This is a genomic window from Kitasatospora sp. NPDC091335, from assembly GCF_044757205.1.
Classification (GTDB): domain Bacteria; phylum Actinomycetota; class Actinomycetes; order Streptomycetales; family Streptomycetaceae; genus Kitasatospora.
The window spans coordinates 253727-269528 of the sequence record NZ_JBIVUM010000008.1 but is presented as its reverse complement, the minus strand read 5'-3'; the positions used below and the strand labels follow the sequence as shown (position 1 = coordinate 269528).

Sequence of the window (15802 nt, the reverse complement as noted above, 5' to 3'; positions counted from 1 at the left end):
TTCCGTCTCGCGGCACTGCTTTCTACAGCTGTAGAAGGAGCGTACTACGGGCCTCCGGGCGACGGGCGGGGGCGGGTGAGCGGGCGCGCCGACGGCTGAACGGCAAGGGCGGCCGCTGCCGGGCCGGTCCGCCACGAGGGGGTGCGCCGGGGGAGCGGCGGTGCGGGTAGAAAGGGGGGATGCGGCGAAACGAGGACCAGAAGCGGGACGAGGCGGGCCGTCCGGACCGGCGGACGGTGCTGGCGGACGCCGCGATCGGGGTGCTGGCGGACCTGGGCGTGCGAGGGCTGACGCACCGGGCGGTCGACGCGGCGGCCGGGCTGCCGGTCGGAACCACCTCGGCCTACCTGCGGACCAGGCAGGCGCTGCTCACCGCGCTGGTGCGGCGGCTGGTGGAGCTGGACCAGGGCGAGCTGCACGCCATGGGGGAGCGGATGCCGGTCCGCTCGGCTACGGAACTGGTGCACGGCATCGGTGAGTTGGTGCGCCGACGGCTGGCCGGGGACGGGCGGCGGCGCTCGCTCGCCCGGTACGCCTGCGCGGTGGAGAGCGTGCGCGATCCCGAGCTGCGCGAGATCCTCGTCCCGCGGGACAACGCGGGCCGCGCCGCGGTCCGGGCGTTCCTCGCCGAGCAGGGCGTGCCGGACCCCGACCGGCGGACGGCCACCCTGCTGGCCTGCGTCGACGGCCTGGTCTTCGATCACCTGGTGAGTGGCGGCGAGCCGGGGGCGGACGAGATCGAGGGGCTGGTGGCGGCCGCCCTGCGGGGAGCGTCGGCGAGTCAGGAGCCGTACGGGCCGCGGTGAGCGGGCGTTCGAGGGTGTTCCGCTCCCGGTAGGGGCGCGCCGCCGGCCTCCACCTCCGGCAGACCGTCAGGGACTCGTCCTCCCTGGCGCCGCGACTGGGACGCTCCGGACCCCCGCGATGCCGATGATCGCCGAGTGCTCCTCCCAGGTCCGTCAATGGGCGACCGCCGTCCTCGAAGCCGACCCCGCCATCCAGAGCACGCAGTACATGCCCGGCGTCGGGCACCACATGGGGAACGGCCTCGACGACAACGACGACCGGGCCGCAGTCGTGATCACCGCATTCCTCCGGGACGCGCCCGCGCCCCTGCCGAACTCCCCGACCCGCGAAGAGATCCCGGCCTTCGCGCGCGATCACAGGTGACGGTTCTCCGAAGGACCGGCCACCACCTCGGAGCGGCCCGGTCGGCCCGGCCGAACCGGATGGCCGGCGGCCGATTGACGGCTTCGAGTGACAGGGCATCAGGTCAATGAACCGTCAAGTCGGTTCATTCACAGAATGTTCCGCGCTGTTCCCGAACATCAGGCGAAGGATTTCCGCTGCTCCCAGGTCTTCACACGGAGATCTCCGGCTGACAGGCTGGGGCCGCCATTTCAGTACGGAGGAGGTTCCTTGTCCCGCATATCCACGTTGGCCGGAGCGGTCACCTGCGCTCTCGCACTTGTCACCGGTACCGCCGTCGCCGCGTCGGCGGCGCCCTTCGACCAGGCCCCCGGTCTGGCCGAGGCGAAGGTCGCACCCGTCGCCTGGACGCCGTGCAACCCCGACCCGAGCAAGCCGGACCCCGGCATCTACGACTGCGCCGTCTACCCCGTGCCGCTGGACTACGACAACCCGTCGGGCGAGACGGTCGGCATCGCCATGATGCGGCGGCGCGCGAGCGACCCGTCGAAGCGGATCGGCTCGCTGTTCCTCAACCCCGGCGGGCCTGGCGGCAGCGGCTACCTGTGGGCGACGACGTCCCGCTTCGGCGCCGAGGTGCAGTCCAAGTTCGACCTGGTCGGCTTCGACCCGCGCGGCGTGGCCCGGAGCAACCCGCTCAAGTGCTTCAAGACCCAGGAAGACGCGGACGCCGTCAACAACCGCATGGTCGGCGTGCCGGTCACCAAGGCCGAGATCAACGAGACGCTGGACGCGGACCAGGACTACACCGACGCGTGCAGCAAGAACGCCGGCCCGCTGATCGAGCACATGTCGACCATCAACGTGGTGCGCGACCTCGACCGGATGCGCCGCGCCGTCGGCGACTCCCAGCTCACCTTCGCCGGGTTCTCCTACGGCACCCTGATCGGTTCGACGTACGCCAACATGTACCCGAACAAGGTCCGCGCGATCATCGTCGACGGCAACGTCGATCCCAACCTGCGCCTGCACAACGGCATGGAGTACGACCGCCAGCGGGCGGGCGGCTTCGAGCTGGCCCTGGACGAGTTCCTGAAGCGCTGCCAGGCAGCCGGCGCCCCGCGCTGCGCCTTCGGCGAGGGTGACACCCGGGCCAAGTTCGACCAGCTCCGCGACCACCTGCGGACCAGCCCGATCACGCTGCCGAACGGCTCCCAGGTGACCCTGAGCACCTTCACCGGCGAGGTGGCCAGCGCCCTGTACTCGCAGGCCAAGCTGGCTCCGCTGGCCAAGTCGCTCCAGGCGGCCTACCAGGTGCTCCAGAAGCCGAACGCGGCCGCCCTGCCGGCCCCGCAGGCGAACGTCTCCGACGAGGACGCCAACCTGCTCTCGGTGAACGTCCCGCGGGCGGCGCTGCGGGAGGCCCCGGTCGACTCCGAGTACACCGCGGACGACTCGTACATGGCCGTCAACTGCCAGGACAAGCCGTACCCGTCCAACGACCGGGTGTTCGCGAACGCCGCCAAGACCTGGGAGAAGGAGTCGCCGACCTTCGGCCGCTACCAGGCCTTCGACGCGCCCGCCTGCGCGAGCTGGCCGGCCCCGGCCAGGGACGCCGAGCGCTTCTCCGGCCCGTGGAACAAGAAGACCTCCAACACCGTGATGGTGATCGGCAACCTCTACGACCCGGCCACCCAGTACAAGTTCGCCCAGCGGATGCAGGAGCAGCTGAGCAACGCCGTGCTGGTCAGCGTCGACTCGATCGAGCACTGCGCCGTCGGCCGCAGCAAGGCGCTGAACGATCTGGTCACCCGCTACCTGGTGGACGGCACCGCGCCGAAGCCCGGCCAGCTGCTGAAGCCGGACGCGGAGATCTTCCCGGCGGTCTGACGGAACTGCCCCCGGTGGCCCTGGGGACGAGGTGACGGTCGTGGTGGTCGGCGGTGCTGCCGGCCACCACGACCGTGCTTTTCTGGCCAGTTCCCGGAAGGCCGGGACAATGCGGCAGAAGATCGTCATCGAACCTCCCGTGGGACGGATTCCGGCGCGTCGTCGGCGCGTTGTCGGCGACCATAGCCCAGGCCACTGACAATGGGCCTTCGCCGGGGCGTCCGAGGTCATGGACGGGAAGAATCACCGGAAATGACGTACTGTCACACTATTCATTAAGCGATTCCCGCGGCTTGATTTCCGTGTTAGCGTGCGGCCCGCCGGCTTCTCTCGGACTCGGGAAAGTGGGGACGGGTCATGCAGTGCGAATTCTCCCGGAGGGGATTCCTGGGCGGTGCCGGTGCGGCGGCCGCCGGGATCACCGTCGGGTCCACGGGCGAGGCGGCGGCCGAGGGCGCGCGCCGGGAGCTGCCGGAGGGGCGCTCGGTCCTGCCGGACGATCCCCGCTACCGGACCCTCAGTCAGGGCTTCAACCAGCGATGGACCAGCAGCCCCGCGTACATCCGGCTGGTGGGCAACGAGGCGGACGCGGTCGCCGAGCTGAACCGCGCGCTGGACCACGGGCTGCGGCCGACGGTCCGCGGCGGCGGACACTGCTACGAGGGATTCGTCGACAACGACCGGGGCGTCATCCTCGACCTCGGCACGATGCGGGGCGTCGCCGCCTCGACGGACAAGTTCGGCCGGCCCACGTACGGCGTCGAGGGCGGCGCGACCAACTGGGACGTCTACACCACGCTGTTCCGGGAGTACGCCGTCACCCTGCCCGCCGGGTCCTGCTACTCGGTCGGGGCCGGCGGCCACGTCTGCGGCGGCGGGTACGGCCTGTTGTCCCGGCGGCACGGGCTCACCGTGGACCACCTCGTCCAGGTCGACGTGGTCACCGTCCGGGGCGGCACGGCCGTGGTGACGAGGGCGCACCGCGAGGACGCGGAGGGCTCGCCCGAGCGGGACCTCTTCTGGGCGCACACCGGCGGCGGTGGCGGGAACTTCGGGGTGGTGCTGCGGTACCACTTCGCGTCGGACGTGCCCCAGCCGCCGCCCCGGGTCTGGCTGAGCAGCGTGGCCTGGCCCTGGGCCGAACTGCTGGAGCGCCCCGCCGACTTCGAGACGCTGGTGCGGAACTTCGGTGCCTTCATGGCCGAGCACAGCGGCCCGCAGGAGCAGGTGTACCAGGGGCTGTTCGCCATCCTCAAGCTCACCCACCACTCCAACGGGAACGTCGTCCTGTTCAGTCAGTGGGACGGCGAGGACCCGGCCCCGCTCGACGCCTTCGTGGCGGCCGTCGAGCGCGGGATGACGACGCCCGCGGCGGTGCAGACCCGGGCGGCCGGCGGGCTGTTCCTGCCCTACCCGGACAAGCGCCGCCAGATGCCGTGGTTCCATGCCACCATGACGCTCAACCCCTCGGGGGACAACCAGCGCGGCAAGTACAAGTCGGCCTACCACCGGGAGCCGTTCAGTCCGGCGCAGATCGCCGCCTTCTGGGACTGGCTGGTGCGGGACGTCGAGGGGGTCGACCTCACTGACACGCTGGTCCAGGTCGACTCCTACGGCTGCCGGATCAACACCCGCCGGCCCGAGGAGACGGCCGTCCCCCAGCGCGACTCGATCATGAAGCTCCAGTACCAGACGTACTGGACCGACCCGGGCGAGGACGACGAGCACCTGGCCTACCTCGGCGGGCTGTACCGGGACGTCTACCGGGACACGGGCGGAGTCCCGGAGGTCGACACCGCGACGGACGGCGCGTACGTCAACTACCCGGACACCGACCTGGGCACCGCGAACCAGCCGGACCCGGCCTACCCGCGCCTCTACTACAAGGGCAACTACCCGCGGTTGCAGCGCACCAAGGCCCACTGGGACGGGGAGGAGGTGTTCCACCACGCCCAGTCGATCATCCCCGCGAAGGCCTGAGGCCGGGCGCCGACGCCCTGCCCGGGCTGAGCGCCCGCGCCCGGCCCGGGGCCGCTCGGCCGTCCAGGTCGGCGGGTGTGGGGACGCACCCCGCATCCCCACACCCGCGTCCCCGCGCCCGTGACCCGGCTCAGCCCGGCCCGGTCCGGCGGCCCGCTCCGCTACGCGGCCTGCTCGGCGACCTCGTCGAGGATCCGTCCGTCCCGGACCTCGATCACCCGGTCGGCGAGCCCCATCAGCGTCGGGTCGTGGGTGGCGACCAGCACGGTGACGCCTTCGCTGCGCACCACCGCACGCAGCAGCTCCATGATCGAGCGGCCGGTCTCCGAGTCCAGCTGACCGGTCGGCTCGTCGGCGATGATCAGGCTGGGCTCGTTGGCCAGCGCCCGGGCGATGGCGACGCGCTGCTGCTGGCCGCCGGAGAGCTCGCCGGGGCGCTGGTTGGCGTGGTCGGCCAGGCCGACCAGGGCGAGCAGGGTGTGCGCGCGCTCCTCGCGCTCGGCGGCCGGGGCCTTGCGCAGCCGCATGGGAACGCCGACGTTCTCGGCGGCGGTGAGCATCGGGATCAGCCCGAAGGACTGGAAGACGAAGCCGATCCGCTCCCGCCGAAGGGCGAGCCGGCCGTCCTCGTCCAGCCCGGCGAGGTCGACGCCGTCCAGGGCGATGCTGCCGCCGGTCGGCGTGTCCAGGCCGCCGACCAGGTTGAGCAGGGTGGTCTTGCCGGAGCCGGACCGGCCCTTGAGCGCGGCGAGTTCGCCGCGGCCGACGGTGAACGAGACGCCGCGCAGGGCGTGTACGGCCCGCTCGCCGGTGCCGAAACTCCGGCGGAGGTCGGTCACGGCCACCATCGGCCGGGTGGTCGGGTCGGCGGTGGCGGCCTGATGCTGCGTCATGCGGCGTCCCCCCTGTGGGCGTGGTGACCCGGTGAGGATCCGGGTCCCTTCGGTTCTACGGATATGGCCGCTCCGGTGGTTCACGTTCCCGGACGGTGAATCCGAGAAGTCGTGCCCCGCGCCAAAGGAGCGGACCGAAGCCGGGGTTGTGAAGTGTGCATGGCATTCAAGTGGGGTCATCCCCGGCCGTGGATGCTACCAATGATGGAATTTGCTCACCGCATACTTGATTCGCGCAAGTCCCTTCCGTTCCTCGATCGAATCTGACAGCATCGTCCGCTATCCGGCGACCGATTGCCGGTGATCAATGCACCGGTGTGCTCGCGATGTGTCCGTCTGTAGCAGATCTGTGCTCGGACCGGATCGATGAGCGAAGCCCCGGGATGCAACCGGGGATGTGAATCCGGGGGAGGAACTTGATGCTCGGCTTCGTCGTGCGCCGACTGCGCGGGCGAGTGCCGCTGGCTGCCGCCGTCCTGTTGGCGGTGCTGATCACCACGTCCGTGCTGACCGCCTTGGTGGCCTTCAACAGCAGCGTCGGTGAAGCCGGCCTGCGGCAGGCGCTCCAAGGGCCAGGTCACGCCCGGACCACGGTGGCGGTGACCGGCGAGCACGGACGCGACCAGCGGACGAAGGACGAGGAGGCGATCGCCGCCTACCGGCAGAAGCTCTTCGGCGATCTGCCCGTGCACACCGACAGCCTGACGCGGAGCCGTTCCTACGGCCTGCCGGGGTCGGCCGACACGGCGGCGGGCAGCGCGGGAGCGGGCAGCGCGGCGACGGGCAACGCCCCGGGCGCCGCCGGAACGGCAGCCTCCACCGGAGCGGCCGCGTCGACCGGAACGGCGGCCCCGGCCCCCTCCGGCCAGACCCCCGGTGCCCAGTTCGACCTGACGGTCCTCGCCGACCTCGACCGGGAGCGGGTCCAACTGCTCGCCGGCGCCTGGCCGGCCGCCCCCACCGGACCGGTCCAGTCCGCCGCCCCGGAGACGGTCGTCCCGCAGAGCCTGCTGCGGCGGCTCGGCCTGACCGAGCAGTCCCTGCCCGCGGAGGTCAGGCTCGCCGACCGGCTCGACGGCAAGTCCCTGACCGTCCGGATCACCGGCGTCTACCGGGCCGTCGACCCGACCGCCCCGTACTGGCGGATCGACCCGGTCGGCGGGCACGAGATCGAGGTCGGCGGCTTCACCACCTTCGGTCCGATGATGGTCGACCGGAGCGCCTTCACCACGGGGGGCCTGCTCCAGGGCAGCCTCGGCTGGTCGCTGGACGCCGACTTCTCCGGCGCCGACCAGGCCACCGCCCAGGCCGTCGGTGACCGCTCCCAGCGCCTCGCGGAGGAGCTCAGGAACACCGCCTCGCTCGGCGCGAAGACCGAACTGCCCGACATCATGCGCGAGTTGTCCGACAGCATGGTGGTCGCCCGGTCCACCCTGCTGATCGGCGCCCTCCAACTGGCCGTGCTCGCCGCGGCGGCCCTGCTGCTGGTCGTCCACCTGATCTCCGCCCGGCAGGAGTCCGAGAACGAGATGCTCGCCGCACGCGGCGCCTCGGCCCTGAGGCTCGGCTCCTTCACGGCCCTGGAGTCGCTGCTGCTGGCCCTGCCCGCAGCCGTGTTCGCGCCCCTGCTGACCCCGTTCCTGGTCCGCGCGCTGGCCGGCCTCGGCAGCGCCCACCAGGTCGACCTGGAGACCGGCATCAGCTGGACGCTCTGGCCGGTGGCCGTGGTCTGCGCCCTCTCCTGCATCCTCCTGGCCACCGTGCCCAGCGCGGTGCGCGGCGTCGGCGCCGCCCTGCGCCGCCGGACCGGCCGCCGCCAGGCCGTGGTCTCCGGAGTCGCCCGCAACGGCGGCGACCTCGCCGTGCTCGCCCTGGCCGCGCTCGCCTACCAGCAGCTCGACCAGTACGGCGGCGGGCTGTCCCCCGACGCCTCCGGCCGGCTCGACGTCGACCTGCTGCTGGTCGCCACCCCGACACTCGCCCTGTGCGCCGGCACCCTGGTGGTGCTGCGGGTGCTCCCGTTCGTCGCCCGGTTCGGCGCCCGCGCCGCCGCCAGGGGCCGGGGCCTCGGCCCCGCCATGGTCGGCTGGCAGCTGGCCCGCCGGCCCGGCCGCGCCACCGGCCCCGTGCTGCTGCTGGTCATGGCCGTGGCCACCGGCGTGCTGGCCCTCGGACAACACGCCACCTGGACCGCCTCGCAGCGCGACCAGGCCACCTTCACCACGGCCGGCGGCCTGCGCATCTCCGGCTCGCACAACTCCCTGATGGGTCAGGGCGGCCGCTACGGCAGCCTGCCCGGCGGCGACCGGCTGGTGCCGGTGGTGCGCGACGAGCAGCCGATGCAGGGCGGCGCCGGCAGTCAGCTGCTGGCCGTGGACGCCGCCGCCTTCGCCGACCGCGTCCCGGTCCGCGACGACCTGCTCGACGGCCACAGCAGCGCGGAGGTGTTCGGCGCGCTCGCCGCGCCCGCCGGGGCGAACGCCGGCATCCCCCTGCCCGGCCGCCCGCTGCGGATCGACGCCGACGTCGCGGTGAGGCAGGACGACAGCCAGGCGAGCAAGTGGAGCAGCCCGGTCCACCCGGAGGTCCGGCTGCTGCTGCGCGACCGCTTCGGCCTGGTCCACAAGGTCCCGTTCAGCGAGCTCCCGCTGAACGGCCAGGTCCGTTCCTCGATCTCGCTCGGCGCGCTGGTCGACGCCCCGGTGGGCTCGGTCGCCGTTCCGCTGACCGTCGTCGGGGCGACCGTCGCCTTCGGCGACCGCAGCGAGGGCGAGGTGGCCGTGCGGAACCTGGCCGTCTCCGAGACCGCCGACGGGCCGTCCGTCGCCGTCCCGGCGCCGGCCGGCACCGGCTGGACCCTCAAGTCCCCGGTCTCCCGCCGCGGCACCTCCAACTCGCCGGTGGCCTCGCTCGCCTCCGAAACGGCCACCGCCGACGCGCTGTTCACGGTCCGCTACCAGTCCGCCTTCGGCATCGGCGACGCGGTGCGCGCCGTCGTGCTCCCCTCCGGGGCGCCCGCTCCCGCCGTCGTCAGCGGGGTCGCCACCCGTGACTACCTGAAGGCCGTCGGAGCCTCCGCCGGGGACACCGTCCAGGTGCCGTTCAGCGGGGTCGTCATCCCGGTCAAGGTGACCGGCGTGGTCGAGGCCGTCCCGGTGGCCGGCCGACGGGCCCTGGTGATGGACCTGGGCAGCGTCGCCCGGATGCTGTCCGCCGAGGACCGGCCGCTTCCCACCCGCACCGAGTGGTGGCTGCCCGCCGCCGGGCCGGACGACCGCGCCCCGGCCGAGGCCGCCGCCGCCCTGCGCGGCGCCCCGGGAAGCCAGGACCTCGCGCTCTACGACGAGGCCGTCGACGGGCTCCTCAGCGACCCGGTCGGCGCCGCCCCGCAGAGCGCGCTGATGGCCATCGCGATCGTCACCGGCGTGCTCGCCGCGATCGGTTTCGCCGCCGCCGTGGCGGGCTCCGCCAACGAGCGGTCCAGGGACTCCGCCCTGCTGCTCGCCCTGGGTGCCCCGCGCAGGCAGGTCACCAGGACCGTCGCCGCCGAGAACGCGGTGCTGGTCGGGCTGGGCGGGATCGTCGGCCTCGTCCTCGGAGCCCTGCTCGTCCGGCTGATCGTGCCGTTCGTGGTACTGACCCCGGCGGCGAAGCGGCCGGTGCCCGAGGCGGTGATCGAGCTGCCGTTCGGTCAGGCGCTGCTGTTCGCGGCCGCGATCGCCGTCGTCCCGCTGCTGTCGGCCTTCCTGATCGGACGCCGGCGTCGAGACGTGGCCGCCCGGCTGCGCCACGTGGAGGAGATGTGACCACCAAGGCGGGCGCCACCGCGCCCACCCCCACGCCGGAGCCCGTGCCCGCGCGCGCCCACCGGCCCGCGCCCTGGGTCCGCACCCGGCTTCGCGCGATGCCGCTGGCCGCGCTGCTCACGGCGGCCCTCGCGCTCGTCACGGTGTTCCTGGCGGCCGCCTTCCCCCGGATCGCGGACCGGGGCGCGGACACGGCGCTCCAGGAGTTCACACGCAGCCTGGGCACCAACGTGACGAACCTGGAGATCACCTCCGAGTCGGGCCGCAACGACAACGCCGCCGACCTCGAAGCCGTGCAGCACAAGCTCGACGCGCAGATCGGCCGGCAGCTGCCGCTGAGCCGGTCGGGCCAGGTCCACGGCACCCGGGTCAAGACCGGGCGCCAGATGTTCAACCCGGGGTTCACCCGGCTCTCCGACAACGCCACCCCGGGGCTCGGCCTGTTCTACCTGAACGGCCTCGCCGACCGGGTGAAACTGACCGCCGGTACCTGGCCCGGCCCCGCCCCGGCGGACGGTCCGCTGCCGATCGTGCTGAGCCGGCAGGCCGCCGAGGCGATCAAGATCAAGATCGGTGACGTCATCGAGAGCGGCACCGACGGCCCCGTCGCGCTGCGCGCCACCGTGACCGGCCTCTACGAGGTCAACGATCCCCAGGACCCGTCCTGGGAAGGACTCGGCTGCCCGGACCGGGCCTGCCTCGGCCTCAAGGGCGACGACGCGTGGTACTGGACCAGCGGCTTCGTCGACGGCGGCAGCCTGCCCGCGCTGGCCCGCTGGGGTTCGAGCGGCCAGGACTTCTGGCGGCTGCCCGTCGACGCCGGCGCCCTGCGCGCCGACCGGCTCGACCAGACCCGCCAGGCCATCGGCTCGTACACCTCGGGCCCCGGCATGACCGCCCTGATCGACACGACCCTCCGGGCCGACCTGCACGTCACCTCGCAGATGCCGGACGTCCTCGCCAGGGCAACCGCCCGCTACCAGGCCGCGGCCCCGCTGGGCGCCGTCGGGCCGGCCGGTGTGGCCGGTGTCGCGGTCGTGGTGCTCTGCCTGGCCGCGGCGCTCAGCACGGACCGGCGCACCGCCGAGATCCGGCTGCTCCAGGCCCGCGGCGGCTCGCGCAGCGGAGTGCTGCTGCGACTGCTCGGGGAGGGCGCCGTCACCGTGCTGCCCGCCGCCGTGCTGGGGACGGCCCTCGCGCTGGTGCTGCTGCCCACCCCGCGGTGGAGCGGCCCGCTGCTGCTGGCGCTCACCGTGACGCTGCTCGCGATCCTGGCCTTCCCGGCCAGGGCCGCCCTGCTGTGGGCCCGCCCGCGGCGGGCCGGCGGGTGGCGCCGGGTGATCGGCGAGCTCTCCGTGCTGGCCGTGACCGCCGCGGCGGTGGCCGAGGTCCGCCGCCGGGGCGTGGGCCACGCCGGCGACGGCGTCGACCCGCTGCTGGTGGCCGCCCCGCTGCTGCTCGCCGTCTCCGGCGGCCTGGTGCTGGCCAGGATCGAACCGCTCGTGGTCGGCTGGCTGGCCGCACTCGCCGGCCGCGGCCGCGGGCTGATCGGCTTCCTCGGTCTGGTGCGCGCCGCCCGCGACGACTCGGGCCGGCGCCGCCCCTCCGCGCTGCCGCTGCTCGCCCTGCTGATCGCCGTCACGGCCACCGGCTTCGGCGCCACCGTGCTCGACACCGTGGAGCACTCCAGGACACGGGCCGCGCGCATCGCCACCGGCGGTGACGTGTCCGTCGGCATCCCGGTCTACGCGACCCTGCCGGAGGCCTTCACCAAGGCGGCCGGCGAACTGCCCGGCGTCCGGGCCGCGACCGGTGCCTGGATCCAGGAGCGGTCCACCTTCATCGGCGCCGACCGGGGCACCACCGACGCCATCCTGGTGGTGGTCGAGCCGAACGCCTACGCGGAGATCTCCCGCACCGCCGGGGTCGGCGGGTACGACCCGGCCAAGCTGGCGGGGCAGGGCGGCAAGGACGACCCGGTGCCGGCGCTGTTCAGCCGGGACCTGGCCGAGCACCTCGGCGCGGGCGCGCCGCAGGTGCGCACGCCCAGCGGCAGCCAGATGACCACCAGCGTCGCCGGGGTCGTCGCGGCCACACCCGCGTTGCCGGACCCCGGCAAGCCCTTCGTCGTGGTGCCGGCCGGCCCCGCCGCGGAGCACCTGCCGGAGCTCAAGCGGGCGAACCAGGTGAACAAGTGGTTCGCGGTCGGTGACGTCGACCCGGCGCAGGTCCGCGCCCTGCTGATGGAGCGCGGCATCGGCACCGGCAACCAGGCGACGGGCCTCGCCAAGCTGATCGCCGACGAGGCCAGGGCGGCGGGCAAGAGCACCGCGGGCCTGCCCCCCGGCTACGTGGTGCACAGCAGCCGCGAGACCGTCGCCGCACTCGCCGACGACCCGGTGCAGCGCGCCGCGGGGCGGCTGTTCTGGTACGCGGGCCTCGCCGCCGCCGGGTTCGCCCTGCTCGCCGTGCTGCTGACGCTGATGCGGGCCGCACCGGACCGCACGGCCGTGCTCGCCCGGCTGCGCACCATGGGCCTGCGGCCCCGGCAGGGCCTGGCGCTGATCATCGCCGAGGCGCTGCCGCAGACGCTGGCGGCGGCCGTCGGCGGTGGGCTCGTCGCCCTCGCCGCGGTCGCCCTGATCGGGAGCGCCTTCGACCTCTCGGCGCTGGTCGGCGCCCCGGTCGGCGACACCCTGGCACCCGCGGTGGTGCCGGTGCTGCTGCCCACCGTCGGCCTGACCCTGGTGGTCTGCCTCGGGGTGGTGCTGGAGACGCTGGTCGCCGGCCGGCGCCAGATCGCCACCGAACTGAGGGCGGGGGAGCGGCAATGAGACCGGGAACAGCGGCCGGTGCAGCGGCGGGCACGCCGGGACCGGCCGGGAGCGGGGTGCCGGCAGTGAGAGCGGCACGGGCCGCGGGGACAGTGGAGAGCGGTGCGATGAAGCAGTCAGTCGAGACAGGAGACGAGCGGTGATGAGCACTCCCCAGGAGCGGACGGTCGTCGAGGCCCCCAGCCTCCAGGAGCTCCGGCAGCGGGCCCTCGCCGCCGCTTCGCCCAAGGCGTACGGCGAGGGAGCGGCCATCGTCTGCGACCGGCTGGTGCGGATCTTCAGCGCCGAGGGGGTGGAGGTCCAGGCGCTCCAGGGTCTGGAACTGACGATCCGTCAGGGCGACCTGGTCGCCCTGGTCGGGGCCTCGGGCAGTGGCAAGTCCACGCTGCTCACGATCCTCGCCGGGCTGGACGTGCCGACCGCGGGCACCGCAACGGTGGCGGGCTGCGACCTGCTGGAGATGTCCGTCAAGGAGCGGCTGCGCTACCGGCGCGAGGTGGTCGGCTTCATCTGGCAGCAGACCGCCCGCAACCTGCTGCCCTTCCTGACGGCGGCCGAGAACATCGCCCTGCCGATGCAGCTGCGCGGCCGCCGCTCGGTTGCCGGCGGCGCCAGGCAGCAGGCGGCCAGGGTGGCCGAGCTGATGGAGGCCCTGGAGATCGGCGAACTCGCCCACCGCAAGCCCAACGAGCTCTCCGGCGGCCAGCAGCAGCGGGTGGCGATCGCGGTGGCGATGGCCAACAACCCGCCGGTGCTGCTCGCCGACGAGCCCACCGGTGAGCTGGACTCGGAGACGGCCGGGATCATCTTCGAGTCCTTCCGCACCGTCAACCGCGAGCTGGGCGCCACCGTCGTGATCGTCACCCACGACCCGATGGTCGCGGGCGAGGTCCGCCGCACGGTCGCCATCCGGGACGGGCGGACCGCCAGCGAGGTGCTGCGCCGCACGGTGACGGACGAGCACGGCGAGGAGTCGGTGAACGAGCGCGAGTACGTGATGCTGGACCGCGGCGGCCGGGTGCAGCTGCCGGTGAAGTTCCTGGAGTCGCTCGGCATGGAGCACCGGGTGGCGGTCGACCTCGCGGCCGACCACATCGAGGTCCGGCCGGACGACATCGCCGGGCACTGACCGGAGCGCTCCGACGGTGGACCGGTGTCCGGGAGGCGGCCGTCGCCTCCCGGACACCGGGAGCCGGCGCCCGCCGCCGGCGTGGTCAGCTGTCGCCGCCCATCCGCTGGAAGAGGCCGCTGCCCTCCGCGTCGGTGCGGAGGTCGGGCGGTGCCTCCTCCGCGGCGCGCTCGCCGCGGGAGGTGGCGGTGCAGAGGGCGAAGACGATCAGGGCACTGGCCGCCACGGCGAGGATGCCCAGTGCGGTCAGGACGCGAAGCCAGGTCAAGGGAGTGCCTCCTGGGGGACGGTGCGGCCCGCACCGGCGTGCACATCGCCGCCGTGGATGTATCGGCAGATCGGGCCGCACGATCGAGTGCCCACGGACGGTTCTTCCCGCCGGGTGGCGCACGAGAGGTCGCCCGCGTGGGCGCTCGAAGCACTCGTGGGGCGCGTCACACCTCTTCGCGCGCCCCTGCGGTGGCGGCCCGCCCGATCCCGTCGCCCAGCTGGGCCCGCAGGGCGTCGAGGTCCGGCTTGCCGAGGCCGTTCAGCGGGATCACGGGCAGCAGCAGGAGGGTGTCCGGGGCGCGGCGCCCGAGGCCGTGCTCGCGGCCCCAGCGGTGCAGCTGTCCGGCCGTCAGCCGGGAGCCGGGGACGAGGGCGACCGCGGCGTGCACCCGTTCCAGCCGGTCCGGGTCGGCGGTCGTGAACATCACCGCCTCACGCACCTCGGGGTGGCCGCGCAGCGGCTCTTCGATCTCGCGGGGGAACACATTGTGCCCCTCGACGACGGCCATCGGGTCCCGGCGCCCGGCCACCGTCAGATAGCCGGCCGCGTCCACGCTGCCCAGGTCGCCGGTGTGCAGCCAGCCGTCCCTGAGCACCCGTTCGGTCAGCTCCGGGTCGCGCCAGTAGCCGGCCATCGCGGTCGGCGTGCGGACGAGGATCTCCCCGGTCGTCCCCGGCGGCAGCTCGGCGCCGTCCTCGTCCACGACCCGCAGACCGGTGTCCGGGTACGGGCGGCCGGCGGTGGTCAGCAGCCTCGGGGCCAGGTGCTCGTCCGGGCTCAGCCGGGCGACCGGCCCGCACTCCGTCAGGCTGTAGGTCTGGTGCAGCACCCGGCCCAGCCGCCGGGTCGCCTCGGCCAGCCGCCGCGGCGAGGGCGCGCAGCCGGTGTAGCCGACCCGGCGCAGGCTGCCGGTGTCGGTCGAGGGCAGCAGCGGGTGGTCCAGCAGCCGGTAGAGCAGGTGCGGCGGCAGGTACATCCGGGACACCCGGTGCCGCTCCACCGCCGCCAGGACGGCCCCGGCGTCGAACCCGTCGTGCAGCACCACCGTGCCGCCGGCCGCCAGCGCCAGGTCGGCCGTGGTGCCGCCGCCGTGGCAGAGCGGGGTGCAGAGCAGGAAGACCGAGCCGGACAGCAGCGGCGGGCGCGGCGGCCGGGCGAAGCGGCGCAGCACCCCCTTCGGGCGCCCGGTGGTCCCGCCGGTGAACCGCACCGCCATCACGTCCTCCGGCCGGTACCGGGGTTCGAGCGGGGCCGGGGAGCAGTCGGCGGCGAGGTCCAGGAGGTCCGCCCCGGGCCCGAGCGGCGACGGGCCCAGGGAGAACAGGGCGGCCGAGGGCACGGCCCGGGCGATCCCGTCGGCGGCTGCCGCGCACCGGAGCGGGTCGTAGACCAGTGCGGAGGTCCCGGCGAACGCCGCCAGCGCCACCTGCTCCGCGACCGGCCCGTCCGGGAACGGCAGCGCCACCCGGCAGCCCAGCTGGTTCGCGGCCAGCCGCACCAGCAGCGCCTCCGGCCGGTTCCCGGCCAGCACCGTCACCCCGTCCCCGCGCCCGAGCCCGGCCCGCTCCAGCGCCCGGGCGGTGCGGTGGACCAGGTCCAGGCACCGCTGCCCGGTCCACGTGCCGCCCCCGAACCGGATCGCCACCCGGCCGGGATCGCGCGCCAGCCCGTCCAGGATCAGCCCGGTGTACGTCGGACCCGTCTCCGCCATGGCCCGCCTCCTGTCTGACGGTCCGTCAGCGTAGTGGATCCCCGGCCCCACCAATGCCCCGCGGTCGATCCGGGCCACCCGGGCACCGCTGGGCCGGGGCCCGGGCGCGGCCGGGGCGGGCGGACCGTCGGACGCTGTT

Annotated in this window: 10 protein-coding genes; 7 read left to right on the top strand and 3 right to left on the bottom strand. The window is 74.0% G+C overall.

Going from position 1 to position 15802, the window contains the following annotated elements:
- Positions 1 to 179: 179 nt before the first annotated feature.
- The 4 genes from ACIQOW_RS19525 to ACIQOW_RS19510 all read left to right on the top strand — a co-directional run bounded on the left by ACIQOW_RS19525 (position 180) and on the right by ACIQOW_RS19510 (position 5019).
- A complete protein-coding gene (locus ACIQOW_RS19525) occupies positions 180 to 806 on the top strand; it encodes a TetR/AcrR family transcriptional regulator (protein WP_401086514.1) in 627 nt (208 codons plus the stop codon).
- Positions 807 to 924: 118 nt separating this feature from the next.
- Positions 925 to 1170 carry a hypothetical protein gene (locus ACIQOW_RS19520; RefSeq protein ID WP_401086511.1) on the top strand — a complete coding sequence of 82 codons (246 nt, stop codon included), beginning with the start codon at positions 925 to 927 and terminating at the stop codon, positions 1168 to 1170.
- A 249-nt stretch (positions 1171 to 1419) separates the two neighbouring features.
- Complete coding sequence (locus tag ACIQOW_RS19515) at positions 1420 to 3039, top strand: alpha/beta hydrolase (RefSeq protein WP_401086508.1); 1620 nt, start codon at positions 1420 to 1422, stop codon at positions 3037 to 3039.
- A 357-nt stretch (positions 3040 to 3396) separates the two neighbouring features.
- Positions 3397 to 5019 carry an FAD-dependent oxidoreductase gene (locus ACIQOW_RS19510; RefSeq protein WP_401086505.1) on the top strand — a complete coding sequence of 541 codons (1623 nt, stop codon included), beginning with the start codon at positions 3397 to 3399 and terminating at the stop codon, positions 5017 to 5019.
- A 161-nt stretch (positions 5020 to 5180) separates the two neighbouring features.
- Here ACIQOW_RS19510 and ACIQOW_RS19505 read toward each other — a convergent pair whose 3' ends face one another.
- Entirely contained in the window at positions 5181 to 5912 is a 732-nt protein-coding gene (locus ACIQOW_RS19505; RefSeq protein ID WP_401086502.1) for an ABC transporter ATP-binding protein, read from the bottom strand.
- A gap of 419 nt (positions 5913 to 6331) precedes the next feature.
- Here ACIQOW_RS19505 and ACIQOW_RS19500 point away from each other — a divergent pair, with 419 nt between their 5' ends.
- From ACIQOW_RS19500 to ACIQOW_RS19490, 3 genes are all read left to right on the top strand, one after another.
- Complete coding sequence (locus ACIQOW_RS19500) at positions 6332 to 9718, top strand: FtsX-like permease family protein (RefSeq protein ID WP_401086500.1); 3387 nt, start codon at positions 6332 to 6334, stop codon at positions 9716 to 9718.
- Positions 9715 to 12552 (top strand): hypothetical protein, encoded by a 2838-nt coding sequence (locus ACIQOW_RS19495; RefSeq protein ID WP_401086497.1) that lies wholly within the window; start codon positions 9715 to 9717, stop codon positions 12550 to 12552. The genes ACIQOW_RS19500 and ACIQOW_RS19495 overlap by 4 nt, the downstream gene beginning before the upstream one ends.
- Before the next feature lie 142 nt (positions 12553 to 12694).
- The gene (locus ACIQOW_RS19490) at positions 12695 to 13681 is read left to right on the top strand and encodes an ABC transporter ATP-binding protein (protein ID WP_401086494.1); all 987 of its coding nucleotides are present in this window, start codon (positions 12695 to 12697) and stop codon (positions 13679 to 13681) included.
- A gap of 85 nt (positions 13682 to 13766) precedes the next feature.
- Here ACIQOW_RS19490 and ACIQOW_RS19485 read toward each other — a convergent pair whose 3' ends face one another.
- Positions 13767 to 13949 carry a hypothetical protein gene (locus tag ACIQOW_RS19485; protein WP_401086491.1) on the bottom strand — a complete coding sequence of 61 codons (183 nt, stop codon included), beginning with the start codon at positions 13947 to 13949 and terminating at the stop codon, positions 13767 to 13769.
- Between the two features lie 166 nt (positions 13950 to 14115).
- Positions 14116 to 15663: an AMP-binding protein gene (locus ACIQOW_RS19480; protein ID WP_401086488.1), complete on the bottom strand. Its 1548-nt coding sequence runs from the start codon at positions 15661 to 15663 to the stop codon at positions 14116 to 14118.
- Positions 15664 to 15802 lie beyond the last annotated feature (139 nt).

Bases quoted from the DNA above. Each gene is read 5' to 3' on its own strand.
- ACIQOW_RS19525 (WP_401086514.1), top strand. From the start codon at position 180: ATGCGGCGAAACGAGGACCAGAAGCGGGACGAGGCGGGCCGTCCGGAC.
- ACIQOW_RS19520 (WP_401086511.1), top strand. From the start codon at position 925: ATGCCGATGATCGCCGAGTGCTCCTCCCAGGTCCGTCAATGGGCGACC.
- ACIQOW_RS19510 (WP_401086505.1), top strand. From the start codon at position 3,397: ATGCAGTGCGAATTCTCCCGGAGGGGATTCCTGGGCGGTGCCGGTGCG.
- ACIQOW_RS19505 (WP_401086502.1), bottom strand. From the start codon at position 5,912: ATGACGCAGCATCAGGCCGCCACCGCCGACCCGACCACCCGGCCGATG.
- ACIQOW_RS19500 (WP_401086500.1), top strand. From the start codon at position 6,332: ATGCTCGGCTTCGTCGTGCGCCGACTGCGCGGGCGAGTGCCGCTGGCT.
- ACIQOW_RS19490 (WP_401086494.1), top strand. From the start codon at position 12,695: ATGAGCACTCCCCAGGAGCGGACGGTCGTCGAGGCCCCCAGCCTCCAG.
- ACIQOW_RS19480 (WP_401086488.1), bottom strand. From the start codon at position 15,663: ATGGCGGAGACGGGTCCGACGTACACCGGGCTGATCCTGGACGGGCTG.